Source organism: Streptomyces sp. NPDC052012, assembly GCF_040689265.1.
Classification (GTDB): Bacteria; Actinomycetota; Actinomycetes; order Streptomycetales; family Streptomycetaceae; genus Streptomyces.
In genome coordinates this window covers 139,147-159,919 of the sequence record NZ_JBFAXA010000008.1, presented here as the reverse complement: position 1 = coordinate 159,919, position 20,773 = coordinate 139,147, and the positions used below count along the sequence as shown (strand labels likewise).

The window sequence follows — 20,773 nt, the reverse complement described above, 5'->3', positions numbered from 1 at the left end:
GCACTCGGGGGGAAGGGGCCGATCGCTGCTCGTGTACGGGGCCGAAGGCGGTGTCAGCCGGCCAGCAGCTTCTTCACCGCGGCGGCGACCCGGCCGCCCTCCGCCTGACCGGCCACCTTCGGGTTCACGATCTTCATGACGGCGCCCATGGCACGAGGCCCCTCGGCGCCGGCCGCCTTCGCCTCCTCGACCGCCTGGGCGACGATCGCGTTCAGCTCGTCGTCGGACAGCTGCTTGGGCAGGTACTGCGCGAGCACCTCGCCCTCCGCCTTCTCCCGCTCCGCCTGCTCGGCGCGACCGCCCTGCGCGAAGGCGTCCGCCGCCTCGCGGCGCTTCTTCGCCTCGCGGGTGATCACCTTGAGCACCTCGTCGTCGGAGAGCTCACGCTTCTCCTTGCCCGCGACCTCCTCCTTGGTGATCGCGGCGAGCGTCAGCCGGAGCGTCGAGGAGCGGAGCTCGTCGCGCTCCTTGATCGCGGCGTTGAGGTCATCCTGCAGCTTCGACTTGAGCGTGGTCATGGCTTGATTGTCGCAGGTGCGCAGGGCAGGACGCCTGCTGATTTAAGGGGCGTACGGGAAGGGGCCGTTCGTGTGCACGGCGGCCGAGCGGCGTCTGACACGATGGGCGTATGCGCGCGCGATACGGAATCCCCCTGGGAATCACGGCGGCCGGGGCCGCCGGTCTGCTGTACGCGGCGGGCTTCGAGGCCCGCTCCTTCCGTCTGCGGCGGGTGACGGTCCCCGTCCTGCCCTCCGGAATGCGCCCCCTGCGTGTGCTGCAGGTCTCCGACATCCACATGGTGAGCGGACAGCGCAAGAAGCAGCGCTGGCTGTGCTCCCTGGCGGGACTGCGCCCCGACTTCGTGATCAACACGGGCGACAATCTGTCCGACCCCGAGGGCGTACCGGAGGTCCTGGACGCGCTGGGCCCGCTGATGGAGTTCCCCGGCGCGTACGTCTTCGGCTCCAACGACTACTACGGCCCCAGGCTGCGCAACCCCGCCCGCTATCTGATCGAGAAGGCCCAGGGCAGGCACGGCCTGAACGGCAATCCGCCGGCCGTGGGCGCGGTCCACAACCCGTGGGAGGACATCCGGGACGGTTTCGACGCGGCGGGCTGGCTGAATCTGACGAACACCAGGGGCACGCTGAAGATCGAGGGCCTGTCGATCGAGATGACGGGACTGGACGACCCGCACATCAAGCGGGACCGGTACGCGGAGGTGGCCGGGGGCCCGTCGTCCTCGGCGGACTTCTCGATGGCCGTGGTCCACGCCCCCTACCTGCGCGTCCTGGACGCCTTCGCCGCCGACGCCTACCCCCTGATCCTCGCCGGCCACACCCACGGCGGGCAGCTGTGCATCCCCTTCTACGGCGCGCTGGTCACCAACTGCGACCTGGACACGGACCGGGTGAAGGGCCTGTCCACGCACACGGCCGAGGGCCGCACCTCCTACCTGCACGTCTCGGCGGGCTGCGGCACGAACAGGTACACCCCGGTCCGCTTCGCGTGCCCACCGGAGGCGACGCTGCTGACGCTGGTGGGCAAGGAGTAGTGACGGTGGGTACGGAGTAACGCCGGCGGGACGGGGAGTAGCCCCCGGCCGGGCTGACAGTAACCCGTACAGACCACCTGGATCGCACCGAACGGGTCACCCTCCCACGCTGGAGGCATGACAGCCCCGATACCCAGGGACATCCCGGACCTGCCCGCTCTTCCGGGTGCGACGCCCTCGCTGCTGCCCTCCCCGGTCCCGGCCCGGGCCGTGGTCCCGCCGGTACGCCGCCCGCTGACAGCGGTGTACCGCGTACTGCTCGCCCTCACGGCCACGGCGGCGGTGACCGTCGAGCTGCTCCTCGGGAGCCCCACCCGGGTCCTGAGCTACTTCGGGATCCAGAGCACGCTCCTGCTGGTCGTGGTCACGCTGGCCTCGGCCCGCCGAGCCTGGACGGCCCGCCATCCCCTGCCGGGCGCGATCACCGGTGCGGCCTTCCTCTACGTGGCGATGGCCGCGCTGGTCCACCACACCGTCCTGGCGGACGCGACGCCGGCGTTCTCCATGACGGGCGCCACGGGCACGCTCGAGACCGCCGCGGCGTACACCCTGCACACGGTGATCCCGGTCGCGGCGCTGGTGGACTGGCTCCTGCTGTCGCCGCCGGCCCGCACGCACCTCCGCCAGGCCACGACGTGGATGCTGTACCCCTTGGCCTACCTGGCCTTCACCCTCGTCCGCGGCGAGCTGCTCCCCGGCAGCCCGTCCGGCTACCTCTACCCCTTCCTGGACGTCACCCAGGACGGCTACAAGAGCGTCCTCGCCAACGCCCTCCTCGTGGGCCTCTCCTTCTACGCCCTGGCCGTCCTCCTGGTCGCCCTGGACCACACCCGCCCGAACCCGGTCCGCCGCCGCCGCTAAACCGGATTTCGCCTCCAGCCACCGGTGGGCTAAAGTAAACGTCGTCGCCGCGACAGCAGCGACATCGGGGTGTAGCGCAGCTTGGCAGCGCGCTTCGTTCGGGACGAAGAGGTCGTGGGTTCAAATCCCGCCACCCCGACAGCGAAACACCAGGTCAGGCCTGGTGCTGAGAGATCAGCACCAGGCCTGATTCGTTTTGGGACCCTTTCGGAACCACTTGGGAGCCGACTTCCAGAACCAGCTCTCCGGCGGCTCCCAGCGAGCAGCTCCGCCTTCGAGCGGGCAAGGGCCCGGACTCCTGCCTCTGTCGAGATACGCGCCAAAGGGCGGTGGGATGATCTTGCTCTGTGCGTGATCAGCAGAAGTCAGGTGTGTGGTGACCGACTGGCCCCTTTCTTGAGCGGTTGTCGTGGGATGAGGCAGCGGAGCGGGTGGATGATGATCCGAGCGGCGGAGCCAAGCACCAAATGCCCAGATCAGATCCCCGGCAGTTCTCCTTTACCGAGTTGCTGGAGCATTGCGAAGCCGGACCCGCCGGTGGAGCGGGTGCTGCTGTACCTGTGGGCGGCTCTGGTGGACGGTCATGTGCCGGCGAACGTGGTCTGGACCCGTGTTTGACGCTACGGAACGCCTACGGCCAGCTGGAGGTAAGGACTGAACTGCTGCCGATCGGCCTGGCGGTTCAGCACAAGGACGGAGGTGGCACCCGCTACGGCTCGCTCACGCCGAGTTGAACGGGCACCTCGTGGCACGGGCACTGCGCTGGTGCTGCCCGACACGGAGCGGTTCGTGGACGCCACGGTGGAGCAGTTCGACCCGGTCCCTGAGATCGGGAATGGGTCCGCTGGTCGGCAAGGTAGCGCTGTCGATTAACGGCGACGGTTCGTTGATGGAGCCGGGGCGCAGGTGGTGCTCGAGCGCGAGGGCTGCTGCTGACGTACACGGTCGCCGGCCCAGAGGCGCTGACCTCCATTGTGGGGCACCGGGAGATAGCGGCCCACACAGATGAACACCGTCGCACCGCGGTGAACGTCGCTTCCTTCGCGCTGGTCGCCTTGCACAGCGAGGGCGCGCGCGGGCGGTCGGGGACGCCCTGTACGAGGCGGGCGAGGTTAGGGGCGTACGGCGATCAGTGCCGGTCGAGAGCGGTGGCTACGGCTGGACGAGATCCTGCTGCCGCCGAGTGATCCAGCTGCCTGGCTCCGATCGTAGGCGGATGAGGAACATTGGAACGAAACCCGGCGCCTGCTGGAGGAACCACTCTCCCGCAGGCGCGGCACGACACATAGGAGCCTGTCAGCGTTACAGGTCCGACTCTGCGGACGGGAGCTCGGTCTCGCTGCGGTCGTGAAGCCAGTTCAGCAACCGGAAGCCGCGCTTGCTCTGCTCAGCGTTTCCCCAAAGTGCGGCTGAGAACGCTGCAATAGTGAGCGCCGCAACGGTGCCGAGTACGAACGTCTGCGGGCCGATGAGTGGCTGGGGCTGGCTTGGAGTGTCCATCAGTGTCCTTCGTTGTCGGGTGGTGCAGGCGATCCAGCGTAGGGGTCGCTCGGGGCGGGGCCGTGCCGATACCCAGTGGAACACCCCCTGCAAGGTAGGGACCGTTGCGGGTCAAGACGTGCGCTAAGCCCTCCGGTGCCTGTTACCGGAGATAACGGGGTCGATTCACTCGTCCCGAGTGGCTCTGAATGGCAGCTCGCGGTGGCTCATGGCGCGGGATAAGGTCGGTGACGGGCTGTTCAAAGCTGAGTTGACCGAGACCGCCGGTACACCGAGGCTCCGGTACGAAATACGCGCGGATACGCTCCAACTGGCTCGAGTCCAGGGCGTCGAACATCGCGTCGACGGTGGGAGCGACGCCCCTGAGCCGGTACAGGGTTCGCTTGGACGTACGGGTTGTACGGGCTGCCATGGTGTCGCTCCTTTCGTACAGGGCAGCAATAGCCGCCCCCTGATGTCGTTCTCAGGCCGATCGGGTGTGATCAGTTGGTCAGCAGCGCGACAATCGCGCCGACTTCGGTGTGCCACGCGCGCACCTGGTCCCCCGTGGGGCCGATCTCGTACTGGTGGTAGTGGCAGCCGAGGCAGAGCTGGCTCCAGGCGGCCTTCGCACGGCGGGCGGTTCCGGCTTCGGCGCAGCACCGAAGCCAGAGGAGAGCGGCCCGCATGGAGCCCTCACGAATCGTGCGGGGCACGCCGTGAGCGGCGAGACGGGTGGCGACCGCGCTTTCCAGCGCTGCGCGGAGAGCGAAGGCCGCACCGCGGCACCGGCTCACCGCAGTGGCGGTGAGCGCAGTGGGTGGGGCGAGTACGGCCACGCCGGACACCGCGGTGGCGGGGCCGCCCGTGACCGGACCGGCGGTGGCAGAACCCTCGTTGTCAGCGAGGAGCAGGTCGGCGGTGTCGAGCAACTGACGAATCGTCGCGTTCACTGGGTGGCCTCCTCGGCCTTGCGGACGGTCTGGGCGACGGCGGCGATGTCCCGCACGAACTGAAGGGGGTCCGGCATAGAGGTGCCGGACGGGTGCGCGCCCTCCTGGCACTGCTGGACGAGGTGCACGGCCCCGGAGCCGCAGCGCCTGCGCAACTCGCGATAGACGCTTGCCGTCTTCGACAGATCTCCGAAGAGTCCCAGGGCGGCAATGTCCATCAGCTTGAGAGCGCCCGCGACGGTCTTCTCCGCCTCGTCCTCGGTCAGTCCGGCGCGGTGCAGCCGCAGCCACGCGGCCTCGGAGAAGGCCCGTTCCAGGACGGTGCGGCAGAGGCCGGGCAGTACGTGGGTCAGGGCGACCGGCGGGAGGTTCGGCGTGCGGGCGAGGGCGCGTGCGTCGGCCAGTGCCTGGCCGACCGGATCGGTCACCGGCCGCACGGTCACCGAGGAACGCGCCTCCCGTTCCACCTCCAGGACCGTCACCGGGAGCTCCTGATTGGTGAAGGCACGCTGGAGCCGCGTGTCGTGGGTGAAGACCACGACCTGGCGGGTTTCGCCGAGGTCGTGCAGGACCTTCGCGAGGCCGTGGACCTTCGCGGGATCCATGGACTGCACGGGGTCGTCGATGACGACGAACCCGAACGGGCTGTCCGGTGCGGCGGCACGCGGCAGGAAGAGCGAGAGCGCGAGGGAGTGCAGCTCGCCCTGGCTCATGACGCCGAGCGCGGCGGCCTCCGTACCGTCCACGGACACATCCATGACGAGCTTGCGCACGGCGGCCTTCTCACTGCCGGTCAGGCGCACGGAACGCAGGTCCACGTTGCTGTGCTGGCGCAGCTCCTCCCAGATCCGCTGTGAGTGGTCCTCGAAGGGCCGCAGCCGTTCCTCGCGCAGCTCGGCGCACGCCTCCTTGAGCCACTTGCGGGCGGCCCTGACCTGGCGCAGCCGGGGCTTGCCGGCGTGCGCGGCCCTGGCCCGGTCGAGCCAGGCGGCCAGACGCGTGACGCAGCGCCGCCACTCCTCGTCGAGCTTTTCCAGTTCCCGGGCGGCCTCCTCCCGCAGGGCCGCGCAGGCGTCGGCGAGGACGAGCGCGGCGGTCTCGACGCGGGCGGCGAGCCGCTCGGCGTCGTCGGTCGCCCGGCAGGCCGCCCACTCCTCCCACGGGTGGACGAGGGGAGCGGGCAGCCACGCGGGGACTCGCGTGACGAGGTAGCGGACGGCGTCCACCGCGTCCCGCAGTTCCGTGCGGGCGTGCTGCGCGGTCGCGGCCTCCTGCCGCAGGGCCGCCACCTGTTCGGCGGCCCGCTCGGCCCATGCCTCGTCGAGCGGCCGGCCGGAGCCGCACACCGGGCAGGTGTCCTCGTCCGCGTGCCGACGGCTGTAGTCCAGGGCCTTGTCCAGCAGTTCGGCGCGCTGGTGGGCGTCCTCGGCACCCGAGGCGCGTACGTCGTCGAGTACGGCGACGGCCTCGCGCAGCCGGTCCACGGCCGCGCCGACCGCGTCGAGGTCAGGGCCGGCCAGCTCGACGGTCGCGCGCAGCTGCCTCAGACGGTCGTCGTCCGCGTCCGGCAGTCCGGTGACGAGGGCGTCCAGCTCGTCGAAGTCGGGAGTGTCCGATGCGCTGACAGCCGCGAGCGCGCGTTCCGCCCGGGGATCGTCCAGCGCGGACAGCGCCTCCACGAGTGCGGGCAGTTCCGCCTCCGCCGTCCTTACCGCCGAGTTGAGTGCCTTCTCGACGGCTTGGAGCCGCTCGTCGGCGGCCGTCAGCTCGCCGAGCCCGAGGATGGTGGCGATGGAGTCGTACAGCTCGCTGGGCTTGCCGCTGATGACCTTGTCAAGATCGGAGTACGACAGAAAGGGCCGGTAGTCGTGCAGCGCCCGCTCCCAGCCGGCGTCCTTGAAGGGCCGCCGGCCGTGTCTCGGCCGCTTGAACTCGACCGCGGGAGCCGTGACGTCGTCGCCCGGCCAGGTACACGTCAGCGTCGACGGCCGGGCGTCACCCGCGATGGCGAGGCGGACATCGACCTTCGGCTCGGCCCCGTCGTGCAGGTTGCGCCAGTGGCGGCGCCACACCTCGCCGCGCTGCTTGTCGAGGCGGGCGGTCCGGCCGGTGAACGCCGTCTCCGCGCCCTCGGCGAAACTGGACTTCCCCGACCCGTTCCGCCCGACCACGAGGGTGACGCCGGGCTTCGCGCTCAGCGGCAGACGTGCCGTGCGGCCGATCCCGCGAAAGCCGCTGACACTGATGGACTCGAGGAACACCCGCTGCTCCGGGTGCGGACCGACAGGCGCGTGTGCATCAGTGCCGGCCCCGCCCAGCGCCTCACGAAGCATCTCCTTGGTCGCCTCGGCGAGGGTGGAAGCCGCGAGGCGGCCGGTCAGCCGGGAGAGCGTCGAGGAGCCGCTGCTGCCGGGGGCCTGACCGGCCCGCTCGGCGTGCTCCGGGGAATCGTGGTGCTCGGGGTGTTCCGTCATAGCGCTCTCCGCCCTTCCGCGGTCGGTTCCGGTGAGGAGTCACCGGGCGGTGCGGCGAGCGGGAGGGATATGCCCTACCGCTGTGCACGAGCCCGGTGTGACGGAACTGACGTTAGAGACGGAGAGGTGATGCATTCTATGATTTCAGCGATAACCCCGGTTATCACAACTGCCGCTTGTTACAAATGAGTTGGTGCCCCAATCGGCACCTCAGCCCATACCGTCTTGCCCACGGGCAGGCGAGGTGCCGATCCCCAACGCACGGACAGGACATCCACCAGGAGCAGTCCTCGACCGGACTCACCGTCGGGGAACGACGAGGGTGGGGCCATGGGTGGCCGCTTCGCGGAGGCGGCGTCCGCGACCTCGATACGCACCAGGCGCGCCGCCGCGTCGAGGGTGAGCCGGAGGCCGAAGTCGCGTCCTGGAACGCGGCCGTGCCGTACGGCGTTCGCGGCGAGTTCGCCGACGACGAGCGCGACCGTGCACGACGCGTCGGACGCCGGCGGATAGCCCCACTCATCCATACGCCGGACGGCGAGACGCCGGGCGAGCTGCGCACCTCGCGGCGAGGAGACGAACTGCTCTGCGAACGAGGGGAGTTCATGTGCCGCGTCGGCGAGTGAGAGCGTTTCCGTCGCGAGAGGCGCGGCGGTCCGGCGGCGTGGCTGGTCTCCCGGGGTGGTCGTTCCTGTCAGCACGTCTTGTCCGTCCTTGTCTGTCGAACTTGAGGCGTCCCGCGACGCACATGAGTCGTCACGTTCCGTGCCCAAGAGTCGTCTGATCGCCCTACGCTCGACAGGTGACACAGGCTTACTTTTCAGTCCGTAAGGAACGGAAGTGACGCTTTGGCCAACGGAATTGACCCCAGTGCGTCCATGGCGGCCCTCTTCGGCGCGCGCGTGCGCAGGCTCCGTACGGCGGCCGGACTGACCCAGGTCGAGCTGGGCGAGATGGTGCATGTGGTGAGCACGCGGATCACACAGATCGAGCGGGCGACCGGAGCCAAACCGACGCTGGAGCTGGCGCGTGCGCTGGACGTGGCGCTGGGTGCGGACAACCTGCTGGTGGAGCTGTGGCCGTTCGTTTACCGGGAGGCGTTTCCGGACTGGTCGCAGAAGTTCATGGAGTACTCGGAGCGAGCGGTAGCCATCAGGCAGTACGCGGCTCACGTGGTTCCGGGTCTGTTGCAGACCGAGGACTACGCGAGGGCGGTGCTGAGAGTCGGTCGAACACTGGGCAGTGAGGAACAGTTGGAAGAGCGGGTCGCTCTTCGCATGGGGCGACAGGAGCGCCTCGGCATGCCCGATCGTCCCGAGCTGTGGGTGGTTCTCGACGAGGCAGTGCTCAGGCGTCCCGTCGGTGGCCACGCAGTGATGCGTGAGCAGTTGGCACGGCTGCTCAGGACGACGGCGGAACCGCACATCACCGTGCAGGTACTGCCGTTCGACCAGGGCGAGCACGATGTGATGGGCGGCTCGCTCACGGTGCTCACCATGCCGGACGGCCGGGAGATCGCCTATACGGAAGGCGCGCACTACGGCCAACTCATCGAGGATCCGGACGAGGTCAGGAGTTTCGCGCTGACCTACGATCGGCTCCGGGCGGCAGCTTTGCCCCCGCTCATGTCGCTCGACATGATCCGATCCGTGATGGAGGACACCCACCGTGAAGCGAAGGTCCCGTCCCGATCTGACCGGCGCCGCCTGGCGCAAGAGCAGCTACAGCAATCAGGAGGGAGGCGACTGCGTGGAGGTGGCCGACGGGTTCCGAGGGGCCGTCGTCCCCGTCCGTGACAGCAAGGTCCCGCACGGTCCGGCGCTGTGCTTCGAGGCCACCGCCTGGGCCGCCTTCATAGGCGAGTTGAAGACCGGGCACCACCGTTCCTGAAGCGGCCGGGCGCCGGCCCCCGTCCGTCTTCCGGGCTCACCGGGCCCTTGTCCGCGAGGGCCCGGCGTGCCGCTGACCTCCTAAAAGAACCAGGGGAAAGAACTTCCCGCCCACCCACCTTCCCCGCCGGGAAGCCCGCGTCACCCGTCCGGGTGACCGGCTTGCAGGCCCGGGACACGGACGGTTACGTTCGCCGCGACAACCGCACACAGACGACGGCCCCCGGCCGGGACTGGCATCCCGATCGAGGGCCTGACCGATCAGGAAGAGCACACTTCCCGATGGCTGACCCGCAGTCTAACGCGCCCCTGCGCGCCGACGCCGGAGCTCCGACCTCCGGCGTGATCCACGTACGCACCCGGCTGACGGCCGACTTCACCGTGATCTCCAACGCCCTCGCCCAGCGGCGCGGCAGCGCGGTCACGGTGGGCGTCGCAGCGTACATCTCCTCCCTGCCCGACGGCTCCCCCGTGACCATCGCCGCACTGTGCGATCACTTCAGCGAGGGAGAGATCCTCATTTCGCGAGCGCTCAGGGAGCTCGAAGCGGCCGGATACCTGGAGCGCCGCCGCGAGCGGACGCCCACCGGACAGGTCCGCACCCGGACGTATTTCTACGACGTCCCTGGCGGCGGCGCAGACCCGGACGGGCCGCCGCATCCGCCAAAGCCGCCCCGGCCCCGCAAGCCGTCCGTAGCCGAGAACGCGACGCCCACCACTGAAGTGGCCCCCGACCCCGCTCCCACTCGGGACCAGCCACAGAACCCGGCGTCACTCTCCGACGCCGACCCTCGGGCGGTCGCCGTTCTGGCCTCCCTCCGCCGCGTCGATCCGCGTCTCGTTCTGTCCGAACAGGAGGCCGTGCGGCTGGCGCCGGCCGTCGCCCAGTGGCTCGCGGCCGGTGTCGCATCCCAGCAGATCACCGCACAGCTGACCGCAGGGCTCCCCGACCACTTCCTGACCCGCCCGGCGGGCATCCTCGCCTACCGCCTTCGGGAAACGCCCCTGCCCGCACCGCCTCCGCACCCGCTCGCAGAGAGCGCGCCCCGCCCGACCGTGCCGCCCTTCCAGACCTGCGACGGCTGTGAGCGGGCGTTCCGCGCGCATGCGCCCGGGCACTGCCGTGACTGCCGACAGGGCGAGGGGAGCCTCCCTGCCGCCGCCTGACGTCGGCGACTCAGGGCGCTTGACCAGCCGGGACACCAGGCTGACACTAGGTGTACGACATCCGTCATACACAGTGGGAAGGGAGGTAGGAATGGCCCCGAAGACCGAACAGAAGAAGCACGCCTCAGGTGCCACGAACAGGAGGCGCAGCTCGACCACGGCCCGCACGACACAGCCGCGCCAGAAGCAGGGCGGCAGCAGTGCGACGAGCGTGGCCCAGGTGCGGTTGCGCCCGGACGAGCTGGCGGACCTGCAGCAAGTGATGAAGGTCCTCGATCTGCACTCGCTCTCCGATGCCTTGCGCGAAGGGCTTCGGCTGCTCTCTCGCGAGGCGACCGAGGTTGCCGCCTCACAGGAGATCCGCGACTTCTACCAGGGCGCCCAGGCTCCGACTCCTGAAGGCGTTGCGCCCGCGACAGCGGACGAAATGGCGGCGGCGGACGAAACCGAATGGTGAACATCGGCTCCGCTCTGCGGGGTGAAGTGTGGGGCTGCGCTTTCCCAGGCCCCATCGGCCCCCATCCGGTGGTCGTTCTCACGGTGAACCGCATCGCCGAACCGCTGTCGGCGCTTACTGTCGCCGTGATCACCGGAACACCCGGCCCGACCTCCACCCACGTTCCCATCGGTCCGGACTGCGGCGTGACCAAGTACGACGAGTCCTACGTGAACTGCACCGACCTGCACACCGTGGACAAGCCGAGGCTCCGGCGGCGTCTCGGCCTGCTGGCTCCGAGCGAGATGCGGCGTGTGGAGGAGTGCGTGCGCGTGATCCTGGGGCTGGCGTAGTCGTCACCCGCCCCGGAAACCCCGCCTGCTACTACTCCTCTACTCCTTCGCCCCAGGCGCCCACAGGGCGGCCACGATCTCCATCTGCTTGAGGACGAGGTCGACGGCGTCGCGCTCCTCCTCCGGCGGGTAGTCGAACATCGCCAGCACGCGGCGGATGCGGGTGCGCAGCTTGGCACGCACAGGCTCGCGGGAGAGCCAGTCGACGGACAGGTTCTTCCGGATGTCCTTCACCAGAGCCCGGGCGATCTCGGCGAGAGTGTCCTGGCCGCCCTCCACCAGCTCGGCCATGTTCCGCTGGGCGACCGCGTCGTAGAAGGCCAGCTCCGCGTGGTTGAGCGGCGGGTCGAACTGCTCGCCGCGGCGGGCCTCCGCCGACACCTCCCTCGCCAGGGCGGCGAGTTCGGCGATGACCTGGGCGCTGGTGAGCTGCTGCAGCATGTACCGCTTCATCAGGTCGTCGAGGCGCTTGGAGAAGCTCTCGTTCCGGACGACGTTGTGCTTGGTCACCTCGCGCATCTTCTGCTGGATCATGCGGCGCAGCGCCTCGGTGACCAGGTGCGGGGTCTCGGAGTTCTCCAGTTTGCGCAGCTGCGCCTCGTTAATGCGGGTGATGTCCAGCCGGCCGATGCCGGCCTCCGCGTACAGATCGGTGATCTCGTCGGCGTCGACGACCGAGGCCGCAAGGGCCTGGAGGTAGCGCTGGACCTCGGCGCTGAGCGGCTGCCCGCTCGCCTCGCGCTGGGCTGCGTCGAGCTTGACCATCCAGGCCCGGACCTCGCTGAAGAAGCCGATGTCGCGGCGCCAGTCGCCCATGTCCGCGCAGCGCTCGGCGATCTCGCGGCTCATCGCGCAGACGCGATAGAAGCGGTCGAGCCGGGCGGCGCTGTCCTTGAAGCGAGCAGAGAGCGGCTTGGCACCAGGCTCGACCTTGTTGCCCGGGTTCTTCGGGTCACGCAGGAAGTCGGCGGTCAAGCGCAGGGCGCGTTTACGGGAGTCGGGGCGTCCGGTGTCCGCGAGCCACTCCCTCCAGCGGCACCCGGCCAGCAGTCCCTTGATGGTGGCCAGCTCGTTCTTGACCTCGGTGATGGCCCGATCGACGTCCGCGCCGAGCGTCTGGTCCTTGCGGTCCTGCTCCGAGTACTCGCGCAGGGCCTTGGCGAGGTTGTCGGTGAGGGGCGCGTAGCCGACCAGGAGGCCGTCCTGCTTTCCCCGGAAGCGGCGGTTGACGCGGGCCAGCGCCTGCATCAGGTTGGCGCCCTGCATGGGGCGGTCCATGTACAGGGTGTGGATGGGCGGCGCGTCGTAACCGGTGAGCAGCATCGAGTGGACGATCAGCAGTTCCAGCTCGTCGTCCGGGTCCTTGGCGCGGGCCTGGACGACCTTTTGCTGGGACGGCCGCAGAGCGTGCTTGCGCAGGTGCTCCTCGTCGGACGGGTCACTGTGGAACACGATCTTCATGACGCCCTGGTCGGCTTCCTTGCCCACCCATCCCGGCCGTCGCTCGGCCAAAGCGTCGAAGAGCCGTACGCAGATGTCGCGGGTGGCGCAGACGACCATCGCCTTGCCGGGGCCGCCGATGTCGGGCTTGACGAGTTCCCGGCGCTGCTCCCAGTGGGCGATCAGGTCGTCGGCGAGCTTCGCTATCCGGTCGGGGGCGCCGTAGACGGTGTTCATCGTCGTGGCGTACTTGATCGCGCGACGGCGCTCGGCGTCGTCCATGCCCTCGGTGAGGCTGTTGGCCTGCTCGTCGAGCTTGCCCGGGTCGATGCCCTTGGGCAGGTCGACCTCGATGACACGCGGCTCATGGAACACGCGGACCGTGGCCCCGTCGTCGACGGCGCGCTTCAGGTCGTAGATGTCGATGTAGTCGCCGAAGACGGCACGGGTGTCCGCCTCGGCCTTCGAGATAGGCGTGCCGGTGAAGGCGAGCAGCGTGGCGTACGGAAGGGCGTCGCGCAGGTGGCGGGCGTATCCGTCGAGGCTGTCGTAGTGCGAGCGGTGCGCCTCGTCGACGATCACCAGGATGTTGCGGCGTTCGGAGAGGAGGGGGTGGGACTTGCCGGCCTGCTTCTCCTCCTTGCTCAGGCCGAACTTCTGGAGGGTGGTGAAGACGATCCCGCCGACGGTGCGGCTCTTCAGCTCGGTGCGCAGCTCTTCCCGCGTGTTGACCTGGATGGGTTCCTGCCCGAGAAGCGTCTTGCTGTCCCGGAAGGTGTCGTAGAGCTGGTCGTCGAGGTCGTTGCGGTCGGTGATGACGACGATGGTGGGGTTGTTCAGGGCAGGGTGGCGGGAGACGAGCGCGGCCGTCTCCACCATCTCCTCCGACTTGCCCGCGCCCTGCGTGTGCCAGACGACGCCGGCCTGCCCGGTCGAGCGGGACGCCTCGACAACCGCCTTCACCGCCTTGTTGACCGCGAAGTACTGGTGCGGCTTCGCGATGCGCTTACCGGAGAGCGGCTCGCCCGGCTTGGGCGGGGGGAAGTTGACGAAGTTGCGGGTGAGGGAGAGGAACCTCTCTTGCGTGAACAGGCCGTGGAGGGCCAGGTTCAGGGCGTCGAGGCCGTCGTAACCGGGCTCGTTGGTGTCGACGCGCTCGCCCTCATGGTCGACGTTCCACGGTGCGAAGTGCTCGTACGGCGTGAAGATCGTGCCGTACTTGGCGGTTATGCCGTCCGAGACGAGACAGAGCACGTTGTAGCGGAAGGCGATCGGGAACTCCGAGACGTACGTCTGGAGTTGCGCGTGCGCGGACTTGAGGGTCGCGTTCTCGTCGGAGGCGCTCTTCAGCTCGACGACGGCGAGAGGCAGGCCGTTGACGTAGAGGACGATGTCGAAGCGGCGGTGACTGCCGTCGGTCTCCCGGACGGTGACCTGGTTGACGGCGTAGTAGCTGTTCGCGTCTGGGTCCGCGAAGTCGACGAGGTGGACGGTCGGGGCCTGCTCGGCGCCGAACTCGTCGGTGTACGTCAGCCGGATGCCGCCGGTGAGGTACTCGTGCGCCTGCCGGTTCTCCGCGTACGCCTCCCGGGAGGCGGGGTCGGTGGCGATGCGGAGGGCTTCGTGGACGGCGGTGGCGGACAGCTCCGGGTTCAACCTCTCGATGGCCGCCTGGAGTTCGTCGTGCAGGATCAGGTCGTCCCAGGCGTGGCGGTGGCCGGTGCCGGGGGCGAGGTCTTTGCCGGCTTTTATCTCCCAGGCGAGCTGACCGAGTTCGTCGAGGGCGAGGTGCTCCCAGGTGGACTCGGTCATCTTGGCGTCGAGGTGGGCGGGGGTGTGCTCGCTGCCGTTGTCGGCGGTCATACGGCGTCCTCCACGATCTTTTCAGCGTCTCGGACGCGAAGCTTGCCGGACATTAGTTGGGGGAGGAGGGTGTCGCGGAGGGCGGCCAGGGTGCGCGATTCGGCCGCTGCTTGCGCGGCCCTGCCATGCAATGGCGAGACTGCCTGAGCAAACTCGGCAACAACCTGGGCATCAGCCAGCCGGATCGGCATTGCCTTGAAGTTCTTGCGACTCAGCTCCAAGAACGTCGACCCATTGGCCAAGCTGATCATTTCACCCACACGAGAACGCATTTCGTGCAGCAGCCACCACCGCAGCTCTTCGGTCGGCGGCAGGACCACGATGAATCCCTGGTTTACGGCAGCGGGCATCTGAGGCAGAGCAAACGCCCCAATTGTTGCACGAGAGGTCATGAAAATGGATTGCGCCGGGTAGAGCTGCGATGCGCAGTTCTCTAGTCCTGCACTCGTAATGGTCCTGCTGGTTTCGAACAGATATGGCGCAGACAGTGCGGTTACGTCAGTTGGAGTGGTCCAAGCGATCCCCCCGCCCCAGTATTCTTCTGTCTTCGTACTAGGCGTCCCTCCGCCGACAACAGTCGCTACTGAGCCGAATGTCTCAGGCCCGAAGTCCAGCTCTCTAATGGCGTGCGCGTACCTGGCGTCCGCAAGTTCAAGGGCCATGGTCGAAACACGGTCGTTTACCGCAATCTTGCCGTCCAGAGCCGAGAGCACATCGGAAATCGCGCGCTGAATTTCCAAAGGTGGCACAGCCACACTAAGTCGCCGCTGTTCAGTGAGCGACACATATGCCGCCATATCCGACTCATTCTCACGCGCTCGAAGCTGAGCTCTGAAAGGTTCAGATTGGAGGAAGGCGTAGAGATACAGTGGATCAATTACCTCATGCCTCAGGCTACGCCAGAAAGTAGTCTGTGGTGAGCAGACAAACGGGGGGCAAGTCGCTGGCGCGAAAGCAACCTTCCCAACTGTTCCTTTGTGAGAAAGGATCACATCATAGGGCGCACCGATTCCCTTCCGGATCCGCCCTCTGGCCACATCGTTGATCTTTTGAGCCGACTCGAAAAGAAGGCGCCCACTGCTCATGTCTGCGGCACGAATGAAAGCCGTCCCAGTGTCGCCGAATTCGGCTGGTCGCGGCCGATATTCGCCGTGGTTGCCATCTTGAACCAGGAGAATTCCTTCAGCTTCGAGATCGCTAACAATACGCTGCCACTCAGCCATCGACCCTCCCCAACTGCTCCCGTACCAAGGCATCCAGCCTTGCCGACTCGTCCAATTGTTCGAACAGCTCCTTCGTCAGCCGAGCGATCCGCTCCTCCACTGGTTCCGCATCCGGATCCTTCTCGGCTTCCGCCGTACCCACGTACCGCCCCGGCGCCAACACATAGTCGTGCTTCTCGATCTCCTCTAGCGTCGCGCTATAGCAGTAGCCCGGAACGTCTTCATACGTGAGTCCCTTGTCCTTCGCCGACTTCGTGCCCCTCCACGCGTGATATGTATCGGAGATCTTCTCGAGGTCCTGATCGGTGAATTTGCGCTCGGTCTTGTCGACCATCGTGCCCATCGACCGCGCATCGATGAACAGCACCTGGCTCCTCCGGTCCCCCAACGCCTTTGCGCCTTGCGGGGACTTGTCCTTCGTCAGGAACCACAGGCACGCCGAGATCGCCGTCGTACGGAACAGGTTTCCCGGCAGGGCGATCATGCAGGAGACCAGGTCGGCCTCGACCATGGCCGCGCGAATCTCCCCCTCGCCCGACTGCTTGGACGACATCGAGCCGTTGGAGAGGACCACGCCCGCGCTGCCCCGGTCCCCCAGCTTCGAGACGATGTGCTGGAGCCAGGCGTAGTTGGCGTTCGACTGCGGCGGTACACCGTATTTCCAGCGCTTGTCACCTGCCTTCCTCGCCCAGTCCGACATGTTGAACGGCGGGTTGGCCATCACGAAGTCGGCTTTGAGGTCGGGGTGCTTGTCCTCGGCGAAGGTGTCCGCCCAGCGGTCGCCGATGCCCTTGGGGTCCATGCCGTGGATGGCGAGATTCATCTTCGCCAGGCGCCAGGTGCGCTCGTTGGCCTCCTGGCCGTAGATCGCGATGTCGTGCGTGTGGTCCTGGCCCTTCCACTTCCTCACGAACTTGCCGCTCTGGACGAACATGCCGCCCGAGCCGCACGCCGGGTCGTACACCCGCCCCTCGTACGGCTCCAGCACCTCGACGATCAGGCGGACCACGCTCGCCGGGGTGTAGAACTCGCCGGCGCGCTTGCCCTCGGCACGGGCGAACTTCTCCAGGAAGTACTCGTACGTCTCGCCCAGCACGTCCTGCGCCGGACGGTCGCCGTGCCCCGTGAAACGGGCGTCGCTGATCAGGTCGACGAGTTCCTTCAGGCGCTTCTGGTCGACGTTGTCGCGGTTGAAGATCTTCGGGAGGACGCCGGTGAGGGCCTTGTTGGCCTTCATCACCTCGTCCATGGCCGCGTCGAGCAGCTTGCCGACGCCGCCCTCCGCGCTGGCCGCGTTCTCGGAGATGTAGTCCCAGCGGGCGGTCGGGGGCACCCAGAAGACGTTCTTCTCGGTGTACTCGTCCTTGTCCTCCAGGAAGGCGGCGCGGCGATGCTCGGGGATCTGGGCCAGCTCGGGGTCGGCGGCCAGTTCCTCGCGGCGCTCGGCGAAGGCGTCGGAGACGTACTTCAGGAAGACCAGGCCGAGCACGAACTCCTTGTACTGGGCGGCGTCCATGGAGCCGCGGAGCTTGTCCGCGGCCTTCCACAGAATGTCCTGGATCTCCTTGGTGCTGGAGACGCCGGGCAGTTCGCCCTGTCCGGCGGCTGCTGCGGCTCGCTTGCGGGGAGGCATCGTTCCTTCTTCCGGTTCGGGTCGGTGGATGGGCTACATACGGTTCATGGGACGGGCGTTCGGATCGGCGAGCGTGAGCGTGCCGTCCGCCAGGCCGGCGATCGTAAGGCTCCGGGCCTCGGCAAGAGCGTCGGCCTGGGTGCGCAGCAGGCGTTCCCGGCGTTCGGTCTCGGCCAGCAGGGCGTCGAAGCGCAGCACCTCGTCCGGGTCGAGGTCGGGGAGTTGGTAGTCCTCGATGCGCCGGGCGGGGCGGACCGCGCTGGGGCTGCGGGCGGTGCCTCGGGCGGCGCCCAGCAGGGCCGCCAGGACGCGCGGGGTCAGCGGGCGAGCCGCGTCGGGGTTGACGCGGAGGACGCGGGCCGGGAAGGCGACCACCGAGAAACCGTCGTGATCGACGTACAGGCCCAGGCGGGGCGTAAGGGTGTAGACCACGTCGCCGGGCTCGGTGAGCGCCACCCGGTCGTACTCGGCAGCCAGGACCAGCCGGTCGATGCAGCGCGCGCCGACGGGCCGCTCGCCCGTGATCTCCTCGGGGCCGAGGACGGCGTGATGGCCGTCCACCGTGAGGTGCCGGTCGTCGACGCGATGGCCCGGAAGCCGGGTCACGGCCCGTCCGGTGATCAGCTTGCCGAGAGTGGTGCGCCGGGGCAGGCGGCCCACCCGGCGCAGTACACCTCCTCGGTAGGGACCCTGCTCGTCCTCGTACGTACGGATGTCGGCCGTCGCACGCTCCAGGCGCGCCTCGGCCTCGGCGATCAGAGCCGGGCGCTCCGTGACCTTGTCGGACCAGATCGCGGAGGCGGGTGGCGCAGGAGGGGTCAGCGGGCCGCCGAAGGTTCGCTCCAGGACGGCTACGGGAACCGCGCGACCGTAGCGCGGGTCGTGGCCGTCGAGCTCCCGGAAGCCTTCCGCGCGCCAGAGGAGGACGTCCTCGGCGAGCCGCGTGCACACCTCGGCAGTGAGCTGCTCGGAGCTGATGTCGGCCAGTAAGACCTTGCCCTCCGCCTCGCGGACGGGCCCGCGGGTGAGCGTCCACAGTGCGGGGCGGTAGCCGGGGCGGAAGGGCAGGACGCCACCGGGGAGCGCGATGACGGACTCGACGATGTTGCTGCGCAGGAGGGCGGAGCGGAGCTGGGACGCTTCGGTGTCCCTCAGTTCGTCCACAAGGGCGTCGGCCGGGCCGAGAACGAGGGCCGTGCAGCCGGGGCCGAGGAGGTCGGCGACGCGCTCGACATCCGCCAGGGCGGCGAGCACGGAGCGGGCCTCGCCGGGACGGTAGGGGAGCTGGGTGACGACGAGGTCCGGGTCCGCCAGGCGTTCCTCCAAGTCGGGGCCGGTCTGGACGTCGAGGTCGAGTTCGCTGACGCCCGCGAGGAGGAGGCGGCGGCGGGTGACGCGGGCCAGCCACTCGTCGGGGTCGGCCGCGAGGACGGTGACGTGCTCGCGGTCCTCCGTGTCGTCGATAAGCGCGGCGAGCAGGTCGCCGGCGCGGGCGTGCGGATCGGCGAGAGTGAGGGACTCGCCGTGCTCCAGCCGGATACGGAGATCGGCGAGCTGAGTGAGCAGGCGGCGCAGCTCGGGGGCGACGGCGTCGGCGGCGAGAGAGTCCAACCCGAGCCGGGAACGGGCGGCAAGCAGCCACTCGTAGGCACCGCGCTCGTCGTAGGCGGCCTCGACCAGGTTCTCGGCGAGGCGGGCGAGCGGGGCCGCCGTGGCGTCGAGGGAGCGCAGTTCCCGGAGGACGAACTCGTCCTCCGCGTCGATCCGTTCGGCGCGGCGCAGCACGGTGGACCACAGCCCCTCGTCCGCTTCGGTGTCGCTCAGAGAGCCGCTCGCGCCGTCGGTCAGCGGCCGACCGCGATCGAGTCGGCGCAGGCACAGGAGGCTTCCCAGCGCCTCGACCAGCTGCCACGGCGTGAACCGTTCCCGCAGCGCGATGATGCCGAAGAGAGCCAGCTCCGACCGGAGTTCGGTCGGGCCGGCGTTGCCCAGGCCGGACGCGATCAGCCAGTCGGCCACCTGCGCAGCGTCGAACAGCGGCCTCCCCGAGTGCTGGGACACGGCGGCGGGGAAGTCCGGGTGACGGCGGCGCCAGGTGGACACGACGGGACGCTTCACCCGGGCGAAAGCGGCGATCTCGGACATCGATACCAGGACGGGCTCCTGGGCGCGTAGTGTCGTGTCCCGCGGGCCAACGATCACGGTATGCACCCCTCCCCGTCCTTCTCTCGTCACATCAGCCGATCCGACCGTAGGTCGGCTTTGCCGCAGGCCACAGCTTCGGCTCTAAGGCTCATCACGCGGCGTCCAAACGATACGACGATTTGGATCCTAGTGTCTCCTCTTGTTTGATAACGGGGGTTATCAAACCTAGGGCATCCCCATGCGGCCTCTTACGTGACAATGCCTGACGACGCAAGCCAGGGACACCCGTCCCCATGGCCAGATGACAACGGACTGGGCAGCCTTCGTCATTACCCTGCCTCCAGAGGGAACGCGGCGACCGCCGAGACAAGGGGACACAGATGGGCGATCTGGCCAAAGCAGTGGCCGAACTCGAGGAAAAGGTCGAGAACGTTCGCGAGCTGCGGAAGATCGTGGAGCGTCTCGACACGGAGATAGCCACGCGCATGGACGAGATCGAGACGATCGGCAGCGCCGTCCTCGACATTCATGGTGATCTCGACAACCAGATCGCCGAGTACGACTACATGGCCGTCGAGCAGTCCCTCGCCTACCTGCGAAGCCTTGTGGACATGGAGGAGGTCCTTCCGGCGATCGACGCCGTCCTGCTGCTGACCGCTCTGCGCGACGACGAACCCGTGCCCGATCCCACTCTGCCGCTGTCGTTGTTCCAGAACGGCGACTCCTGGGAACACCCCCGCCTCTCGCAGGAGGACCTGGACCGCGACTTCCAGGCCGACCTGGCGCGGGCGGATCGGCGCTGGGAAGAAATCTGGGGGGACCATGACTGGTCGGATCCTGACGAACGAGACTCCCAGCGGGCCGAAGACCGCGCCGACGCCGAGCAGGAAGCGATCAAGGAGCGCGCCCATCGGGCGGGGACCCATCTCAGGGAACTCGTCGATTACATCGGTGACAGGCTGTGGCCGGACCTCGTGGAGGCGGTGGAAGCCGGCGATCGGGGGCGTGCGGTCCGGGCGCTGGCGGCGGCGTGTGCTGCGGCGCGGGAGACCGAACCCGCCTACAAGCTGTACGAGGTCAACCTCTCGGCCCAGTACGAGTCGTCGCCGATGTCCCTCGGCGCCATGGGCGAGCTCTTGAGCGACGCGGAGACATGGTTGCTGTCGCCCAAGGCGGAGTGACCGGCGAAAGGTCCACCACGTGCCTCCCCGGTTGATTGGTGCACCCCCGTAACCACGGAGCCACCGTCCGGCCAGGTCGGCCAGCGGAGATCCTCGCCAGCGCGGCGCGTCATCCGCGTGG

16 protein-coding genes and 1 tRNA gene are annotated in these 20,773 nt (G+C 68.4%); 9 read left to right on the top strand and 8 right to left on the bottom strand.

Going from position 1 to position 20,773, the window contains the following annotated elements:
- Nucleotides 1-53: 53 nt before the first annotated feature.
- Nucleotides 54-518: a GatB/YqeY domain-containing protein gene (locus AB0412_RS16855; RefSeq protein ID WP_366403327.1), complete on the bottom strand. Its 465-nt coding sequence runs from the start codon at nucleotides 516-518 to the stop codon at nucleotides 54-56.
- A 110-nt stretch (nucleotides 519-628) separates the two neighbouring features.
- On the opposite strand from AB0412_RS16855, the gene AB0412_RS16850 reads away from it, so the two are divergent.
- From AB0412_RS16850 to AB0412_RS16840, 3 genes are all read left to right on the top strand, one after another.
- On the top strand, nucleotides 629-1,555 hold the full coding sequence (locus tag AB0412_RS16850) for a metallophosphoesterase (protein ID WP_366403326.1): 927 nt from the start codon (nucleotides 629-631) through the stop codon (nucleotides 1,553-1,555).
- 117 nt (nucleotides 1,556-1,672) lie between these two features.
- The gene (locus AB0412_RS16845; RefSeq protein WP_366403325.1) at nucleotides 1,673-2,416 is read left to right on the top strand and encodes a Pr6Pr family membrane protein; all 744 of its coding nucleotides are present in this window, start codon (nucleotides 1,673-1,675) and stop codon (nucleotides 2,414-2,416) included.
- Nucleotides 2,417-2,481: 65 nt separating this feature from the next.
- Nucleotides 2,482-2,555: transfer RNA gene (locus tag AB0412_RS16840), tRNA-Pro, on the top strand.
- A 1,843-nt stretch (nucleotides 2,556-4,398) separates the two neighbouring features.
- Here the strand turns inward: AB0412_RS16840 and AB0412_RS16835 are convergent.
- The 3 genes from AB0412_RS16835 to AB0412_RS16825 all read right to left on the bottom strand — a co-directional run bounded on the left by AB0412_RS16835 (nucleotide 4,399) and on the right by AB0412_RS16825 (nucleotide 8,023).
- A complete protein-coding gene (locus tag AB0412_RS16835) occupies nucleotides 4,399-4,848 on the bottom strand; it encodes a hypothetical protein (RefSeq protein WP_366403324.1) in 450 nt (149 codons plus the stop codon).
- Entirely contained in the window at nucleotides 4,845-7,322 is a 2,478-nt protein-coding gene (locus tag AB0412_RS16830; protein WP_366403323.1) for an AAA family ATPase, read from the bottom strand. Before AB0412_RS16830 ends, AB0412_RS16835 begins: the two co-directional genes overlap by 4 nt.
- A gap of 179 nt (nucleotides 7,323-7,501) precedes the next feature.
- On the bottom strand, nucleotides 7,502-8,023 hold the full coding sequence (locus AB0412_RS16825) for an ATP-binding protein (RefSeq protein ID WP_366403322.1): 522 nt from the start codon (nucleotides 8,021-8,023) through the stop codon (nucleotides 7,502-7,504).
- A gap of 177 nt (nucleotides 8,024-8,200) precedes the next feature.
- On the opposite strand from AB0412_RS16825, the gene AB0412_RS16820 reads away from it, so the two are divergent.
- From AB0412_RS16820 to AB0412_RS16800, 5 genes are all read left to right on the top strand, one after another.
- Nucleotides 8,201-9,118, top strand: coding sequence for a helix-turn-helix transcriptional regulator (locus AB0412_RS16820; RefSeq protein ID WP_366403321.1), 918 nt, complete (start codon nucleotides 8,201-8,203; stop codon nucleotides 9,116-9,118).
- Nucleotides 9,072-9,212, top strand: coding sequence for a DUF397 domain-containing protein (locus AB0412_RS16815; protein ID WP_366403320.1), 141 nt, complete (start codon nucleotides 9,072-9,074; stop codon nucleotides 9,210-9,212). Before AB0412_RS16820 ends, AB0412_RS16815 begins: the two co-directional genes overlap by 47 nt.
- 281 nt (nucleotides 9,213-9,493) lie before the next feature.
- The gene (locus AB0412_RS16810; RefSeq protein WP_366403319.1) at nucleotides 9,494-10,378 is read left to right on the top strand and encodes a hypothetical protein; all 885 of its coding nucleotides are present in this window, start codon (nucleotides 9,494-9,496) and stop codon (nucleotides 10,376-10,378) included.
- 91 nt (nucleotides 10,379-10,469) lie between these two features.
- The gene (locus AB0412_RS16805) at nucleotides 10,470-10,835 is read left to right on the top strand and encodes a hypothetical protein (protein WP_366403318.1); all 366 of its coding nucleotides are present in this window, start codon (nucleotides 10,470-10,472) and stop codon (nucleotides 10,833-10,835) included.
- A complete protein-coding gene (locus tag AB0412_RS16800) occupies nucleotides 10,829-11,167 on the top strand; it encodes a type II toxin-antitoxin system PemK/MazF family toxin (protein ID WP_366403317.1) in 339 nt (112 codons plus the stop codon). Before AB0412_RS16805 ends, AB0412_RS16800 begins: the two co-directional genes overlap by 7 nt.
- Before the next feature lie 39 nt (nucleotides 11,168-11,206).
- Here the strand turns inward: AB0412_RS16800 and AB0412_RS16795 are convergent, their stop codons facing one another.
- From AB0412_RS16795 to AB0412_RS16780, 4 genes are read right to left on the bottom strand one after another with little or no spacing between them, the layout of a single operon-like run.
- Entirely contained in the window at nucleotides 11,207-14,470 is a 3,264-nt protein-coding gene (locus AB0412_RS16795; RefSeq protein WP_366403316.1) for a type I restriction endonuclease subunit R, read from the bottom strand.
- Nucleotides 14,467-15,693 (bottom strand): restriction endonuclease subunit S, encoded by a 1,227-nt coding sequence (locus tag AB0412_RS16790; protein ID WP_366403315.1) that lies wholly within the window; start codon nucleotides 15,691-15,693, stop codon nucleotides 14,467-14,469. Before AB0412_RS16790 ends, AB0412_RS16795 begins: the two co-directional genes overlap by 4 nt.
- Nucleotides 15,686-17,326 carry a class I SAM-dependent DNA methyltransferase gene (locus AB0412_RS16785; RefSeq protein WP_366403314.1) on the bottom strand — a complete coding sequence of 547 codons (1,641 nt, stop codon included), beginning with the start codon at nucleotides 17,324-17,326 and terminating at the stop codon, nucleotides 15,686-15,688. Before AB0412_RS16785 ends, AB0412_RS16790 begins: the two co-directional genes overlap by 8 nt.
- Before the next feature lie 33 nt (nucleotides 17,327-17,359).
- Entirely contained in the window at nucleotides 17,360-19,471 is a 2,112-nt protein-coding gene (locus AB0412_RS16780; RefSeq protein WP_366403313.1) for a hypothetical protein, read from the bottom strand.
- A gap of 380 nt (nucleotides 19,472-19,851) precedes the next feature.
- On the opposite strand from AB0412_RS16780, the gene AB0412_RS16775 reads away from it, so the two are divergent.
- Nucleotides 19,852-20,652 carry a hypothetical protein gene (locus AB0412_RS16775; RefSeq protein WP_366403312.1) on the top strand — a complete coding sequence of 267 codons (801 nt, stop codon included), beginning with the start codon at nucleotides 19,852-19,854 and terminating at the stop codon, nucleotides 20,650-20,652.
- The last annotated feature ends 121 nt before the right edge of the window (nucleotides 20,653-20,773 follow it).